Here is a 15,206-nt window from a genome sequence, read left to right as displayed (position 1 = left end):
CGCGATACCACCCGGAACAACTCCGGGCGGGTGCCCGGCCAGATCCGTGGTTTCTTCGCGCGGACCGCGGGGAACACCGTCGAAATCGGTGGTCGGGGCTCGTTCCGAGCCGGTCCGAAGTGGTCCGGAGTGGTTCTGCCGGGGAATGTCGCAGGGGCTGTGGTGGACGTGGTGGGTGGACACTCTCCGTGCGCCGGTAGCCTTCCGCGCGTGCCTGCCAAGCTTGAGGGCAAGGTCGCGACCGCCCCGCCTCGCCCTTCTCGCGTCCAGCCCGTTCCGGTGTCCGAACTCGCCTCCACAGTGGACGCGCACCTCACCGCGCCCGACCGGGCGCACGTGCTCGTCGGCGGGGTGACGCTGCGGGCCCAGCACGCGCTGCCCGGCGACCTGTTCGCCGCCCTGCCCGGTGCCCGCGCGCACGGCGCGGACTTCGCCGACCAGGCGCTGTCGCGCGGCGCGGTCGCGGTGCTGACCGACGAGGTCGGTGCCGCGAAGATCGCCGCCGACGTGCCCGTCCTGGTCCACCCCGATCCGCGCTCGGTGCTCGGCGTGCTCGCCTCGCGGGTCTACGGCGACCCGTCCACCCGGCTCGCGCTGTTCGGGATCACCGGGACCTCCGGCAAGACCACCACCAGCTACATGGTCGAGTCCGCGCTGAAGGCGGCCGGCCGCACGACCGGCCTGATCGGCACGGTCGAGACCCGGATCGCCGGCCAGCGCCTGGACAGCGCCCTGACCACGCCCGAGGCGCCGGACCTGCACGCGCTGCTCGCGGTGATGGAGGAGCGCGGCGTCACCGACGTGACGATGGAGGTCTCCAGCCACGCGCTGCGCCTGGGCCGGGTCGGCGGCGTCGGGTTCGCGGTCGGCGCGTTCACCAACCTCTCGCAGGACCACCTGGACTTCCACCCGGACATGGAGGACTACTTCCGCACCAAGGCGCAGCTGTTCGACGGGCGCGCCGCGGTCGAGGTGGTCTGCGTGGACGGCGAGTGGGGCCGCCGGCTGGTCACCCCCGCGACCGTCACCGTGTCGACCACCGGGGACGCCGCGTGGACCGCCTCGGACGTCCGGGTCTCGGCGACCGGCGAGCAGGCGTTCACCGCGCACGGGCCCGACGGCCTGGAGTTCCCGGTCGAGCTGCGGCTGCCCGGCGAGTTCAACGTGGCCAACGCGCTGCTCGCGATCGCCTGCCTGCACGTCCGGGGCGTCGAGGTGGAGGCGATCCGGCGCGGCCTGGCCGACGTCCAGGTGCCCGGCCGGATGCAGCGGGTGGACCAGGGCCAGGGCTTCACCGCGGTCGTGGACTACTCGCACAAGCCGCAGGCCGTGGCGCTGGCGCTGGACGCCGTCCGGGCCCGCTCGACGGGCCGGATCATCACCGTCCTGGGCTGCGGCGGCGACCGCGACACCGCGAAGCGCCCGCTGATGGGGGAGGAGGCGGCGCGCCGCAGCGACGTCCTGGTCGTCACCGACGACAACCCCCGCAGCGAGGACCCGGCCGCGATCCGCGCGGCGATGCTGCGGGGCGCGCTGGCGCTGCCGGACGACGAACGCGGCGAGGTCGTCGAGATCGGCGACCGGGGCGACGCGATCCGGCACGCGGTGTCGCTGGCCCGCGCCGGCGACGTCGTCGTGATCGCGGGCAAGGGGCACGAGACCGGGCAGGAGGTCGCGGGCGTCGTGCACCCGTTCTCGGACGTCGAGACCCTCGCCGACGCCATCAGAGAGGTGCACGGGTGATTCCGCTCAGCCTGGCCGAGATCGCCGAGATCGTCGGCGGCACGCTGCACAACACCGACGGCTCGCCGGTCGTGACCGGTTCCGTCGAGTTCGACTCCCGCGAGGTCGCCGGGGGAGCGCTGTACCTGGCGCTGCCCGGTGCCCGGGTCGACGGCCACGACTTCGCCGCCGAGGTGGTGGCCAAGGGGGCGGCGGGCGTGCTCGCCGGCCGCCCGGTCGACGCGCCCGCGGTGATCGTGCCGCCGGTCGAGGACGGGCACGGCAACTCCTACGTGCTCGCCGACGACGCCGACGGCCTGGGCGCGGCGGTCCTCGCGGCGCTGGCGAAGCTGGCCCGGCACGTGGTCGACAGCCTGCCGGAGCTGACCGTGGTGGGCGTCACCGGCTCGTCCGGCAAGACCACGACCAAGGACCTGATCGCGGCGGCGCTGGCCCCGCTGGGCCGCACGATCGCGCCGCCCGGGTCGTTCAACAACGAGCTGGGCCACCCGTGGACCGCGCTGCGCGCCGACGCGGACACCCGGTTCCTGGTGCTGGAGCTGTCCGCACGCGGCCCCGGCCACATCGCCGACCTGTGCCGGGTCGCGCCGCCCCGGATCGGCGCGGTGCTCAACGTGGGCAGCGCGCACCTGGGCGAGTTCGGCTCCCGCGAGGGCATCGCGCAGGCCAAGGGCGAGCTGGTCGAGGCGCTGCCGGCGGACGGCGTGGCGATCCTGAACGCCGACGACCCGCTGGTGGCCGGCATGGCCCCGCGCACCGCGGCGAAGGTCGTGCTGGTCGGCGAGCACAGCGCCGCGCAGGTCCGCGCGGTCGGCATCACCCTGGACGAGCAGGCCCGCGCCGGCTTCCGGCTGGTCACCCCCGCCGGCGAGGCCGACGTGCGGCTCGCCGTGCACGGCCCGCACCAGGTCGGCAACGCCCTGACCGCCGCCGCCGTCGCGCTGGAGCTGGGCGCGACCCCGCAGCAGGTCGCGGACGCCCTGGGCAAGGCCGAGCGGGTCTCCGCGCATCGGATGGCACTCACCGAACGTCCTGACGGTGTGACGGTCGTGAACGACGCCTACAACGCGAACCCGGAGTCCGTGCGCGCGGCGCTGAAGTCGCTGGCCACGATTTCCCGCGCCACCACGCCCGCCCGGCGCAGCTGGGCCGTGCTGGGCGCGATGGCGGAACTCGGTGCGGACCACGTCCGCGCGCACGACGAAATCGGCCGCCTGGCCGTCCGGCTGGACATCAACAAGCTGGTGGTGGTGGGGCACGACGCCCGCCCGATGCACCAGGGCGCGCACCTGGAAGGATCATGGGGCGAGGAAGCGGTCCTGGTGCCGGACGTGGCGGCGGCCGTGGAACTGCTCCGCGACCAGGTGCGTCCCGGTGACGTCGTGCTGGTGAAGGCATCCAAAACTTACGGCCTGTGGCGGGTTGCCGAGGCCCTTCTGGAGGCGGTCGGCAAGTGAAGAGCATCCTCATCGCGGCGGCCATCGCGCTGATCGCGTCGATCATGCTGACGCCGTACCTGATCAAGATCTTCTCGCGGCAGGGTTTCGGTCAGGAGATCCGCGAGGAGGGCCCGCAGAGCCACAAGACCAAGCGCGGCACGCCCACCATGGGCGGTGTGGCGATCCTGGTCGCGATGTGGCTGGGCTACCTCGGCGCGCACCTGGTGAACTCCATGTCCGCGTCCGCGCAGGAGCAGACGCCCACCGCGTCCGGCCTGCTGGTGCTGATGCTGACCACCTCGCTGGGCGTCGTCGGCTTCCTGGACGACTTCATCAAGATCCGCAAGCAGCGCAACCTCGGCCTGAACAAGACCGCCAAGCTGGTCGGCCAGTTCGTCGCCACGATCCTGTTCGCGGTCCTGGTCATGCAGTTCCCGAACAAGGACGGCCTCACCCCGGCGTCGGTGAACCTCTCGTTCGTCCGCGACATCGCGGTGGTCTCGTTCGGCGTCATCGGTTTCGTGGTGTTCTGCTACGCCGCGATCAGCGCGTGGTCGAACGCGGTGAACCTGACCGACGGCCTGGACGGCCTGGCCGGCGGCACGTCCGCGATGGTGCTGGGCACCTACGTGGTGATCAGCTTCTGGCAGTTCCGCTACAACTGCTCGAACCTGCTGGTGGCCGGCTGCTACGACGTGCGCGACCCGCTCGACCTGGCGCTGGTGGCCGCCGCCGCGATGGCCGGCTGCATCGGCTTCCTGTGGTGGAACGCCGCGCCCGCCAAGATCTTCATGGGCGACACCGGTTCGCTGGCGCTGGGCGGCCTGGTGGCAGGTCTGTCCATCGCCACCCGCACCGAGCTGCTGATGGTCGTGATCGGCGGCCTGTTCGTGGTCGAGGCGCTGTCGGTGGTGTTGCAGGTCGCGGTCTTCCGCACGTCGCGGCGAAGGCTCTTCCGAATGGCACCGTTCCACCACCACTTCGAACTCGCCGGGTGGGCGGAAACCACGGTGATCATCAGGTTCTGGTTGCTGGCCGGCATGTGCTGCATGTTGGGCCTGGGCCTGTTCTACAGCGAGTGGCTGACGGCGGCGGGGAGCTGAGCGTGGGATTCCTGGCCGGTCGCAACGTCCTGGTCGCCGGAGCCGGGGTGACCGGCCGGTCCGCCGCCGAGGCCCTGCTGGCGGCCGGCGCGTCGGTGATGGTCACCGACGGCAGCGCCGACCGGCTGGAGGCCCTGGAGCCGCTGCTGCCGGGCGTCGCGCTGGTGCCGGGCCTGGTCGCGCCGCCGGCGGAGATGGAGCTGGTGGTCACCAGCCCCGGTTGGCGGCCGGACAGCCCGCTGCTGCTGGCCGCCGAGGCGGCGGGCGTCGAGGTGATCGGCGAGGTCGAGCTGGCCTGGCGGATGGGCCTGGAGCTGGCCGACCCGCCCGCGTGGCTCGCGGTGACCGGGACCAACGGCAAGACCACCACGGTCGGGATGCTGGAATCGGTCCTGCGCGCCGCCGGGATCGATGCCGTGGCCTGCGGGAACGTCGGGCTGCCGGTGGTCGACGCGCTGCTGGCCGGGCACCGGGCGCTGGCCGTCGAGCTGTCCAGCTTCCAACTGCACTGGTCGCCGTCGGTGCGGCCGACGGCGGGCGTGTTCCTCAACCTCGCCGAGGACCACCTCGACTGGCACGGCTCGCTGGAGGAGTACGCGGCGGCCAAGGCCGGCGTGCTGACCGGCGAGATCGCCGTGGCGGGCGTGGACGACCCGCGCATCGCCGGGCTGCTGGCCGACTCGCCGGCCCCCGTGCACGTCGGCTTCACGCTGGGCGCGCCCGAGGAAGGCCAGTTGGGCGTGCTCGACGGGCAGCTGGTGGACCGGGCGTTCGGGCCGGACGCGGTGCTCGCCGACGTCGCGGACGTGCGGCCGGCCGGACCTCCCGGCGTCGCGGACGCCTTGGCGGCGGCGGCGTTGGCGCGGGCGTACGGCGTGGCACCGGAGGCCGTGCGGCAGGGGCTGCGGGACTTCCGGCCCGGCGCGCACCGGGCCGAGTTCGTCGCCGAGTCGGGCGGCGTGCGGTACGTGAACGATTCGAAGGCCACGAACCCGCACGCCGCCGTGGCGTCGCTGCGGACGTACGAGAGCGTCGTGTGGATCGCGGGCGGGCTCCTGAAGGGCGCGTCGGTGGACGAGTTGGTGCGCACCGAGGCGCACCGGCTGCGGGGCGCGGTGTTGATCGGCGCGGACCGGGAGATCATCGCCAAGGCGTTGGCCCGGCACGCGCCCACGGTGCCCGTGGCGGTGTTGGACGACGCGATCATGTCGGACGCCGTGCGCGCGGCGCGGTCCATGGCGCGTGCCGGGGACACGGTGGTGTTGGCACCCGCGGCGGCGTCGATGGACATGTTCAGCGACTACGCGCACCGGGGTAAGGCGTTCGCCGAAGCGGTTTTGGCGCTCACGGGTCAAACGCGCGCGTAAGGCGGCACCTGCGTGTAAATGCTGTCGGGGTCTTTGAGGAAGCCCTGGGCGCGCTCGATCGTCGGGCACGGCCAGGGCTCGCGGCCGAGGCGGCCGTCGATCCAGGTGGTCGGGCAGCCGAGGCAGAGGCCGTGGTGGTCGGGCTTGTGCGCGGTCACGGTGCCGCGCAGGGCGGCGATCAGGCGGGGGACCTCGGTGCGGGCGATGGTCAGGACGGTGTCGTCGTCGGAGTCGTTCTCGCTGGTCAGGAGTTCGACGGCGTCCAGGTAGCCGAGCATGTCCTGCTGGAGCAGGCGGTGGGCGTACGCTAGCGCGGCATTGATCGTAGGCATGGCACGACTTTCGTCCTGCGCGCAGGACAGTGCAACACGGCAGAAGGCCGTGTTGCCAATGTTCACCCTTTTGGTGGGTCGTTTTGTCGCTAATGTCGTAGTCATGCCGCAGAACCAAGGACCGGGAGTCCGGCGACGCGTACTGGCCAGTGCGCTGACCCAGTTGCGCGAGGCCGCGGGGCTCGGATTTGACGACGTGATCAAGGAGCTGGGCTATTCCAAGTCCAAGATCAGCCGGATCGAGTCCGCCGTCACCGGGGTGTCCATTGTGGATACCAGGGCTCTGGCCGAACTGTACCGGGCCGAACCTGAGAAGCGGCAATGGCTCCTGAAGTTGGCGAGCGTCGCCAAGAAGCGCGGCTGGTGGCACGTCTACGGCGACGTCCTGTTCGACTGGTTCTCGGAGTACGTGGTCCTGGAGTCCGAAGCCGTTGCCGTGGACACCTTTCAGATCGATTTCGTTCCCGGCCTGCTTCAGACTCCGGAGTACGCAAGGCAGATCATGCGGGTACGTTCGCCGGAGGCAGCCGATGACGTGGTCGACAAGCGGGTGAAACTCCGGCAGGCCCGGCAACAGCGGGTGGAGGACGGCTCTTTGTCGGTGTGGGCGATCGTCGACGAGGGAGCGCTGCGCCGCGTGGTAGGTGATGTGCGCGAGTCCCAGCTACGGCATCTGCTCGAACTCGCCGACCTGCCGAACGTCACCTTGCAGGTGTTGCCGTTCGCCAAAGGGCCGCACATGTCGATGGGTACCGCGTTCGCACTGCTGAAGTTCGCCGACTTCCCCAGCGTGGTCTACATCGACAACCTGACCGGTGGCCTCTACTTGGACGATGACGCCGAAACCCAGCGGTATAGCCTGGTGATGGATCACCTGCGTGCGGCGGCCTTGGACCCGAAGGAGTCCGCAGCGTTGGTCAAGCAGGTGATGGCCGATCGCTAAGGAGCGCTACATGTGGTCTGAGTGGCGGAAGAGCAGCCGCAGCAACGGCACCGGCAACTGTGTTGAGCTGTCCTGGCGCAAGAGCAGCCGCAGCAGCGGCACCGGCGAATGTGTCGAGGTTGCCCGATCCACCGGCGCGGTGCGGGTGCGGGACAGCAAGAACACCGGCGGGCCGGTGTTGGGGTTCGGTGCGGGGGCCGCTGCGGCGTTCTTCGCCTCGCTCAAGCGCGGCTAGCCAGCACCTCTCCGATGACGTGCCGGGAGTTCTCGGCCAGCGGCGGGTTGCTGTCCCAGTAGTACGGCAACTGGACCAGTGCGATCGAGAGCGCCAGCGCTTGGCCGCGCAGCCAGGTCGCGTCGTCGTCGCCCAACGCTTCGCGAAACGTGTCGCGAGCCGGCGCGGGCAGCAGGTTCCACGCCACGCCCAGGTCCGTCGCCGGGTCGCCGACGCCCGCCATCGAGAAGTCGATCACCGCGCTCAGCTTCCCGTCCCGCACCAGCAGGTTCCCCGGCGTCAGGTCCGCGTGCACCCACACCGGTTCGGCCTCCCACGGCGGCAGGGCCAGGGCCTTCTGCCACACCTCGGTCACGGCCTTCGCGTCGATCCGGTCGCCCGACGCGGCGATGGCCTCGCGGGTCATCGCGTCCCTTGTTGCCAACGGTGTGCCGCGACTGCTCGCCGGCGGGTTCGCGATTCGTATCGCCCGCAGTGCCGTGATGAGTTTCGCGATGTCTTCGGCGACACCGTGCGCCACCTGGCCCGTGATCGGGTTCGTGCCCTCCAACCACCGGTAGACGGCCCACGGCCAGGGATACCCGGCGGCCGGACGGCCCAGGGCGAGCGGTTCCGGGGTGGCGAACGGCAGGTGCGGGGCCAGTTTCGGAATCCACTCGTACTCGTGGCCGATGGCGTCCACCGCCCAGCCGATCCTCGGCAAACGGACGACCAGGTCCGCGCCCAGCCGGTACAACGCGTTGTCGGTGCCCGCCGAGGCGACCCGGGCGAGTGTGAGGTCCGCCCATTCCGGGTACGAGTCGGCGAGCAGGGAGCGGACCAGGGATTCGGGGATCGGGCGTTCGTCGGGGTGCACCCGCCGATCCGATCGACTTCCCGAAGCAACCGTCAACCGGATTCGCGCGTCCTCTGGTCACGGCCGGGCGTGATCTGTCGCCGCGTCTGGGCGACACGCGGCGGATTTTCACCTTTCCCCGCGCGAAGCGGGAGACGATGAACGCATGACAGCGGTGGACAGAGTGGTGGAACGGCCGCCCAAGCCTGCGCGCGCCAAGAAGGCGGTCCGCAGCACGCTCACCGCGTGGCTCAGCCGGCCACTCGCCGATTTCCACCTGCTGCTGGCGATCTTCGGCCTGCTGACCGCGCTGGGCCTGATCATGGTCCTGTCCGCGTCCGCGCCCGGCGAGGTCGCCGAGGGCGCGTCCGCCTACAGCGTGTTCCAGAAGCAGTTGCTCTACGTCGCCGTGGGCGCGGTGCTGTTCCTGATCGTGCTGCGCATCCCGCTGCGCACGATCCGGTACGGCAGCACGATGGCGATGCTGGTGTGCGTGATCCTGCTCGGCCTGGTCCTGACTCCACTGGGGACGGTCGCGGGCGGCGCGCAGTCCTGGTTCACCGTCGGACCGGTGTCGTTCCAGCCGATCGAGGCGGCCAAGCTCGCGCTCGCGCTGTGGGGCGCGCACGTCCTGGTCACCAAGCGCGCGCTGCTCAACCAGTACCGGCACCTGCTGGTGCCGGTCGTGCCGGTCGCGCTGGTCGTGTTCGCGCTCGTCATGCTCCAGCCCGACCTCGGCGGCACGATCACGCTCGGCGTGGTGCTGGTCAGCCTGCTCTGGTTCGTCGGCGCGCCGATGCGGCTGTTCGGCGTGATCGCGATCGGCGCGGTGTCCGGCGCGGTCGTGCTGGCGATCGGCGCGACCTACCGGCTCCAGCGCGTGCTGACCTACCTCGACCCGGACAAGGACCCGCTGGGCGCGGGGCTCCAGGCGCGGCAGGCGCTGTTCGCGCTGGCCGAGGGCGGGTTCTTCGGCAAGGGGCTGACCAACGGCAGTTCCAAGTGGCGCTACCTGCCCAACGTGCACTCCGACTTCATCTTCGCGGTCATCGGCGAGGAACTCGGCTTCATCGGCTGCCTGCTGGTGCTCGGGCTGTTCGGCCTGCTGGCCGTGGTCGGGCTGCGGATCGCCGCGCGCAACACCGACCCGTGGATCCGGATGGTGTCCGCGACGCTGACCGTGTGGCTGGTCGCGCAGGCCGCGATCAACATCGGCTACGTCGTGCAGCTCCTGCCGGTCACCGGCATCACGCTGCCGATGATCTCCTCCGGCGGCACGTCGATCGTCACCACGATGGTGGTGTTCGGCATCCTCGCCAACTGCGCGCGGCACGAGCCGGAAGCCGTGTCCGCGCTGCGCTCGATCGGGCCCGGCCGGGTCGGCGGGATCCTCCGGCTGCCCGCGCCCGAGGCGTACAAGCCGCCGCCCAAGCGCAAGCCCGTGCGCCCGTCCACCCCGCCGCGCAGCCGCAAGGCCGCGCCACCGCCCGTGGACGAGCGGAGGATGGCCGGCCGGCACGCTCCGCCTTCGGAGTACCGTCGGCGCGACTCCCGCCGCACGACCCAGGACCGTTCCCGGCGTCGTGACGGGCGATAGCGGTTTCACCCAATCAAGGAGGAAGTGCGTGACCGGGGTTCCCCAGCAGGTCGGACCGTGCGTGGTGGTCGCCGGAGGCGGCACCGCCGGGCACATCGAGCCCGCCCTGGCCCTGGCCGACGCCGTCATGCGGCTGCGGCCCGACGCGCGCGTGGTCGCGCTCGGCACCGAACGCGGGTTGGAGACCAAGCTCGTACCCGCCCGCGGCTACCCGCTGGAGCTGATCCCGCCGGTGCCGATGCCCCGCAAGCCGTCGCCCGACCTGCTCAAGCTCCCGCTGCGGGTCCGCGAGTCGGTCAAGCGCACCCGCGAGGTCTTCGACCGGGTCGGCGCGCACGTCGTGGTCGGGTTCGGCGGCTACGTGTCGCTGCCCGCCTACCTGGCCGCGCGCGGCCGGCTGCCGATCGTGGTGCACGAGGCCAACGCCAAGGCGGGCCTGGCGAACAAGGTCGGCGCGAAGTTCGCCGAGCGGATCGCCGCCGCCGTGCCCGACTCGGGCCTCAACGACGCCGAGATCATCGGCATCCCGCTGCGGCACTCCATCACGTCCCTGGACCGCGCCGCGTTGCGCGCCCAGGCCCGCGCCCACTTCGGGCTCGACCCGAACGCGCCGACCCTGCTGGTGTTCGGCGGCTCGCAGGGCGCGCGGTCGATCAACAACGCCGTGTCCGGCGCGGCGGCGGCGTTCGCCCAGGCCGGGATCGGCGTGCTGCACGCCCACGGGCCGAAGAACTCCGTCGCGGTGCAGTCGGTCTCGCCGCCTTACGTGCCGGTGCCGTACCTGGAGCGGATGGACCTCGCCTACGCCGCCGCCGACGCCGTGCTCTGCCGGTCCGGCGCGATGACCGTGGCCGAGGTGTCCGCCGTGGGCCTGCCCGCCATCTTCGTGCCGCTGCCGATCGGCAACGGCGAGCAGTCCCTCAACGCCGGCCCCGTCGTGCGGGCGGGCGGTGGCGTCCTGGTGCCCGACGAGCAGCTCACCCCGCAGTGGATCGCCGAGAACGTCGTCCCGCTGGTCGCCGACCGCGCGCGGCTGGCCGCGATGTCCGCCGCCACGCTGGGCACCGGCCGGCGCGAGGCCGACGAGGTGCTGGCCCGGATCGTGCTGGACGTGATCAAGAAGTGAACACCCCCGAGGACACCGGTGCCGAGATCGGCACCGACACCTACCCCGAGGACCTGGCCCCGGCGACCGCGCCGGGCGACGAGCCGCCGGGCGTGCTGGACCGGGTGCACCTGGTCGGCATCGGCGGTGCCGGCATGAGCGGCATCGCCCGCATCCTGCTGGCGCGCGGCGCGCAGGTGTCCGGCTCGGACGCCAAGGACTCGCGCACCGTGCTCGCCCTGCGCGCGCAGGGCGCGGCCATCGCGGTCGGCCACCACGGCTCGCACCTCGACCAGCTCATCGGCGGGCCCACGGCGGTCGTCGTGTCCACCGCGATCCGCGAGGGCAACCCGGAGCTGATCGCCGCCCGCGAGCGCGGCGTGGTCGTGCTGCGGCGGGCCGAGGCGCTGGCCGCGCTGATGCTCGACCACCGGGTCGCCTGCGTGGCCGGCACCCACGGCAAGACCTCCACCACGTCGATGCTCACCGTGGTCCTCCAGCACTGCCGGATGGACCCGTCGTTCGCGATCGGCGGCGACCTCAACGAGTCCGGCGCGAACGCCCACCAGGGCGCGGGCGGCGTGTTCGTGGCCGAGGCCGACGAGAGCGACGGGTCGTTCCTGTTCTTCGCGCCGTCGGTCGCGGTGGTGACCAACGTCGAGGCCGACCACCTCGACCACCACGGCACGGTCGAGGCGTACGTGGCGGTGTTCGACTCGTTCCTGGAGCGCATCGACCCCGAGGGCGTGCTGGTCGTCTGCGTGGACGACCCCGGCGCGGCGGCCCTGGCCGGGCGGGCGGCGGCGCGGGGCCTGCGGGTGCGCCCGTACGGCCGCACGGCCACCGGTCCCGGCGCGGCGAAGCTGGTCGACTACCGGGCCGAGGACGGCGGCGGCCTGGCCGTGGTCGAGGTCGACGGGCAGACCCTGGACGTGCGGGTGTCGGTGCCCGGCGAGCACATGGCGGCCAACGCGATCGCCGCGCTGGTCGCCGCGCTGGAGCTGGGCGCGGGCCTGGAGTGCGTGCTGGAGGGCCTGGCCGCGTTCGGCGGGGTGCGCCGGCGGTTCGAGTTCAAGGGCCGCGCCGGCGGCGTGCGGGTCTACGACGACTACGCCCACCACCCGACCGAGGTCGCCGCCCAGCTCACCGCCGCGCGGCCGGTCGCCGGGGACGGCAAGCTCGTCGTCGTGTTCCAACCCCACCTGTACTCGCGGACCCGGCTGTTCGCCGACGAGTTCGGCACCGCGCTCGGGCTGGCCGACGAGGTCGTCGTGCTCGACGTCTACGGCGCGCGCGAGGACCCCGAGCCGGGCGTCACCGGCGCGCTGGTCGCGGGCAAGGTGCCGCTGGACGCCGACCGCGTGCACTACGAACCGTCGTTCGACCGGGTGCCGGCGCTGGTCGCCGGGCTGGTCGGCGAGGGCGACGTGGTGGTGACCATGGGCGCGGGCGACGTGACGATGCTCGGCCCGGAGATCGTCGGGGAGCTGCACCGGCCATGAGCACGCAGACGGCGCGCCGCCGCCCCGCCTCCGCGCAGCGGCGGCGCCCGTCCCGGCGCGGACCCTCGCGCCGCGTGGTGGTCCGCCGCCGCGTGGTGGCGGTCCTGGTCCTGCCGGTGGTGACCGCGCTGGTGTGCGCGGTCTGGTTCACGCCGCTGCTGGGCGTCCGGCAGGTCGAGGTGCGCGGCACCACCGAGCTGACCGCCGACCAGGTCCGCCAGGCCGCCGCGATCGAGGAGGGCACGCCGCTGGTGCGCCTGGACGTCGACGCGGTGGTCGGGCGGGTGCGCGAACTGCCGAGGGTGGCGGGCGTGCGGGTCGAGCGGGAACTGCCCGGCACCGTGCGGCTGACCATCGACGAGCGGACCCCGGTCGCCGTGGTGAAGCTGCCCGACGGCGCGCACCTGGTCGACGCGACCGGCAAGGACTACGCGACGCTGGCCCAGCCGCCCGGCGGGCTGCCCGAGCTCAAGGCGGAGCCCGCCGGCGCGCCGTCCGCGGTCGCCGTGCTCACCGGTCTGCCGGAGGCGTTGCGCAAGGAGGTGCTGGTGGTGACGGCGACGACGGACGCCGACGTGAAGCTGGCGCTCACCGCCGGCCGCGAGATCCGCTGGGGCTCCTCGGCCGACACGGCCCGCAAGGCGGCCGTCGTGCAGGTGCTGATGACCCGCGACGGGACCGTCTTCGACGTGTCCAGCCCCGAGCTGCCGACCGTCTCCGGCGGCTGACGCCCGCGAACGCGCCCGGTGGCCGGTCCGCCACGCCCGGTGGCGGCCCTGGTGACGAACGACACCCCGGTGCCGCGACCGGTGCCGGCGCGGCGCGGAAATCCGGTTCGGCCCGGCGGGGCCGGCGGCGATACTGCGCGCCATGACTGTGACGAAGATCGTGACCAAGCCCGAAGACCGGGTTGACCTGGCGTTCACCGGAGATGAACGCTCCCTGCTCGGCGGTTTCCTGGACTTCCTGCGCGGCACGGTGGAGCTGAAGGTCGCCGGACTGTCCGATGAGGACGCGGCCCGCGCGGTGCTCCCGTCGCCGCTGACCACGGCCGCCGGCGTGGTGAAACACCTGCGCTGGGTGGAGAACTACTGGTTCCGGGTGGCCCTGCTCGGGCACCCCGACGAGGCCCCCTACAGCCGGGAGGACCCGGACGCGGACTGGCGCGTCGAGCCGGGTGAGACGATCGACGCTCTGGTGGGCGACTACGCTGCGCAGTGCGCGGTGAGCCGGGAGGTGTTCGCGGGGCTCGACCTCGACCACGAGGTGGTGTTCCGGGGGGACAAGCGGCTTTCCACGCGCTGGGTGCTGATCCACATGATCGAGGAAACGGGTCGGCACGCGGGGCACCTGGACGTGGTGCGCGAACTGCTCGACGGGGTGACCGGGGAGTAGACCTCGCTCACCCGGTCGGGACACAACACGGCGTGGCTGCTGGACCGACGCATTCCCGGTGCATAACGTCCTCCAAGAACATACGGGGTTGACATAACTCTTGACCTCTGGTTGAGGGTTTCAATCCGGGTGGAGTTCCGTCCGGGTGTGACACCGGTGGTCATCCACTCCAGCACAGAGCACGGACACGATCAGGAAGGCGGATCCGATGACGCCCCCGCACAACTACCTCGCGGTGATAAAGGTCGTCGGCATCGGCGGTGGCGGTGTGAACGCCGTGAACCGGATGATCGAGGTCGGGCTCAAGGGCGTCGAGTTCATCGCGGTGAACACCGACGCGCAGGCGCTGTTGATGTCCGACGCCGACGTCAAGCTCGACATCGGCCGTGAACTGACCCGCGGCCTCGGCGCGGGCGCGAACCCCGAGGTCGGCCACAAGGCCGCCGAGGACCACCGCGAAGAGATCGAGGAAGTCCTCAAGGGCGCGGACATGGTGTTCGTGACCGCGGGCGAGGGCGGTGGCACGGGCACCGGCGGCGCGCCGGTCGTGGCCTCCATCGCCCGCAAGCTCGGCGCGCTCACCATCGGCGTCGTGACCCGGCCGTTCTCGTTCGAGGGCAAGCGCCGGGCCAAGCAGGCCGAAGAGGGCATCCAGGCCCTGCGCAACGAGTGCGACACGCTCATCGTGATCCCGAACGACCGGCTGCTCCAGCTCGGCGACATCGGGGTCAGCCTGATGGACGCGTTCCGCTCCGCGGACGAGGTGCTGCTGTCCGGTGTCCAGGGCATCACCGACCTGATCACCACGCCCGGTCTGATCAACCTCGACTTCGCCGACGTCAAGTCGGTGATGTCCGGGGCGGGCTCGGCGCTGATGGGCATCGGCTCGGCGCGCGGCGAGGGCAGAGCGGTCCAGGCCGCGCAGAAGGCGATCAACTCGCCGCTGCTGGAGGCGTCCATGGAGGGTGCGCACGGCGTGCTGCTCTCCATCGCGGGCGGCTCCGACCTGGGGCTGTTCGAGATCAACGAGTCCGCCTCGCTGGTCCAGGAGGCCGCGCACCCGGACGCCAACATCATCTTCGGCACGGTGATCGACGACTCGCTCGGCGACGAGGTCCGGGTGACGGTCATCGCGGCCGGCTTCGACAGCGGCGGCCCCACGCACAAGAAGCTGGAGCCGCAGGCGCTGTCCGGGGCGCAGCGGGCCGGTGCGGTCGCCCCCGGTGACGCCGGGGTCGTGCAGCGCCCGCAGCCGCCGGTCCAGCCCCCGCCGCCCACCCAGTTCTCCGGGCAGGTCGAGCACCAGCACCAGCACCAGCCGGTGCAGCAGCACCAGCAGCCGCCGGTCGAGCAGCGGCCCAGCGTGCCGCAGCAGCCGACCCAGACCAACGGCACGTCCTCGCAGCCCGCCTACCAGCCCCCGCAGCCGCCGACGATCCACCGGCCGCTCTCCCAGAGCGGCACGCTGCCCAGCCGGGCGGTGCCGGTGACCGACGACCCGGACGACGAGGTGGACGTGCCGCCGTTCATGCGGCGCTGACCGCCTTGCCGCACGTCACAGGGGAGACCCGCCGAGCCTCGGCGGGTCTCCCCTTTTCGCATGGCAGGCT

At 72.2% G+C, this 15,206-nt stretch carries 14 protein-coding genes; 12 read left to right on the top strand and 2 right to left on the bottom strand.

Annotation, left to right across the window (positions count from 1 at the left end; translation table 11 throughout):
• Positions 1 to 210: 210 nt before the first annotated feature.
• From AC0HI0_RS26170 to murD, 4 genes are read left to right on the top strand one after another with little or no spacing between them, the layout of a single operon-like run.
• Positions 211 to 1,743 (top strand): UDP-N-acetylmuramoyl-L-alanyl-D-glutamate--2,6-diaminopimelate ligase, encoded by a 1,533-nt coding sequence (locus AC0HI0_RS26170; RefSeq protein WP_480926153.1) that lies wholly within the window; start codon positions 211 to 213, stop codon positions 1,741 to 1,743.
• Entirely contained in the window at positions 1,740 to 3,200 is a 1,461-nt protein-coding gene (locus AC0HI0_RS26165) for a UDP-N-acetylmuramoyl-tripeptide--D-alanyl-D-alanine ligase (RefSeq protein WP_480926152.1), read from the top strand. Before AC0HI0_RS26170 ends, AC0HI0_RS26165 begins: the two co-directional genes overlap by 4 nt.
• A complete protein-coding gene (mraY, locus tag AC0HI0_RS26160) occupies positions 3,197 to 4,285 on the top strand; it encodes a phospho-N-acetylmuramoyl-pentapeptide-transferase (protein WP_480926151.1) in 1,089 nt (362 codons plus the stop codon). Before AC0HI0_RS26165 ends, mraY begins: the two co-directional genes overlap by 4 nt.
• A gap of 2 nt (positions 4,286 to 4,287) precedes the next feature.
• Positions 4,288 to 5,652, top strand: a complete 1,365-nt coding sequence (murD, locus tag AC0HI0_RS26155) for a UDP-N-acetylmuramoyl-L-alanine--D-glutamate ligase (protein WP_480934389.1) — start codon at positions 4,288 to 4,290, stop codon at positions 5,650 to 5,652.
• Here murD and AC0HI0_RS26150 read toward each other — a convergent pair.
• Positions 5,637 to 5,984 (bottom strand): hypothetical protein, encoded by a 348-nt coding sequence (locus tag AC0HI0_RS26150; protein WP_480926150.1) that lies wholly within the window; start codon positions 5,982 to 5,984, stop codon positions 5,637 to 5,639. The two genes, murD and AC0HI0_RS26150, sit on opposite strands and share 16 nt — an antisense overlap.
• Positions 5,985 to 6,087: 103 nt before the next feature.
• Between AC0HI0_RS26150 and AC0HI0_RS26145 the strand changes: the two genes are divergently transcribed.
• Both AC0HI0_RS26145 and AC0HI0_RS26140 read left to right on the top strand, forming a co-directional pair.
• Positions 6,088 to 6,927 (top strand): helix-turn-helix domain-containing protein, encoded by an 840-nt coding sequence (locus AC0HI0_RS26145; RefSeq protein WP_480926149.1) that lies wholly within the window; start codon positions 6,088 to 6,090, stop codon positions 6,925 to 6,927.
• 10 nt (positions 6,928 to 6,937) lie between these two features.
• Positions 6,938 to 7,162: a DUF397 domain-containing protein gene (locus AC0HI0_RS26140; protein WP_480926148.1), complete on the top strand. Its 225-nt coding sequence runs from the start codon at positions 6,938 to 6,940 to the stop codon at positions 7,160 to 7,162.
• Here AC0HI0_RS26140 and AC0HI0_RS26135 read toward each other — a convergent pair.
• A complete protein-coding gene (locus AC0HI0_RS26135; protein WP_480926147.1) occupies positions 7,149 to 8,018 on the bottom strand; it encodes an aminoglycoside phosphotransferase family protein in 870 nt (289 codons plus the stop codon). The genes AC0HI0_RS26140 and AC0HI0_RS26135 overlap by 14 nt on opposite strands.
• A gap of 145 nt (positions 8,019 to 8,163) precedes the next feature.
• Here AC0HI0_RS26135 and ftsW point away from each other — a divergent pair, with 145 nt between their 5' ends.
• From ftsW to ftsZ, 6 genes are all read left to right on the top strand, one after another.
• Positions 8,164 to 9,594: a putative lipid II flippase FtsW gene (ftsW, locus tag AC0HI0_RS26130; protein ID WP_480926146.1), complete on the top strand. Its 1,431-nt coding sequence runs from the start codon at positions 8,164 to 8,166 to the stop codon at positions 9,592 to 9,594.
• A 28-nt stretch (positions 9,595 to 9,622) separates the two neighbouring features.
• Positions 9,623 to 10,720 (top strand): undecaprenyldiphospho-muramoylpentapeptide beta-N-acetylglucosaminyltransferase, encoded by a 1,098-nt coding sequence (gene murG, locus AC0HI0_RS26125; protein WP_480926145.1) that lies wholly within the window; start codon positions 9,623 to 9,625, stop codon positions 10,718 to 10,720.
• A gap of 134 nt (positions 10,721 to 10,854) precedes the next feature.
• On the top strand, positions 10,855 to 12,201 hold the full coding sequence (gene murC, locus AC0HI0_RS26120) for a UDP-N-acetylmuramate--L-alanine ligase (protein WP_480934388.1): 1,347 nt from the start codon (positions 10,855 to 10,857) through the stop codon (positions 12,199 to 12,201).
• On the top strand, positions 12,198 to 12,929 hold the full coding sequence (locus tag AC0HI0_RS26115; RefSeq protein ID WP_480926144.1) for a cell division protein FtsQ/DivIB: 732 nt from the start codon (positions 12,198 to 12,200) through the stop codon (positions 12,927 to 12,929). Before murC ends, AC0HI0_RS26115 begins: the two co-directional genes overlap by 4 nt.
• A gap of 142 nt (positions 12,930 to 13,071) precedes the next feature.
• Positions 13,072 to 13,596, top strand: coding sequence for a DinB family protein (locus AC0HI0_RS26110; RefSeq protein ID WP_480926143.1), 525 nt, complete (start codon positions 13,072 to 13,074; stop codon positions 13,594 to 13,596).
• 208 nt (positions 13,597 to 13,804) lie between these two features.
• Positions 13,805 to 15,136, top strand: coding sequence for a cell division protein FtsZ (ftsZ, locus tag AC0HI0_RS26105; protein ID WP_480926142.1), 1,332 nt, complete (start codon positions 13,805 to 13,807; stop codon positions 15,134 to 15,136).
• The last annotated feature ends 70 nt before the right edge of the window (positions 15,137 to 15,206 follow it).

The sequence above is a fragment of the Saccharothrix sp. NBAS 001 genome, assembly GCF_056640475.1.
This window is presented reverse-complemented; position numbering and strand designations above follow the sequence as displayed.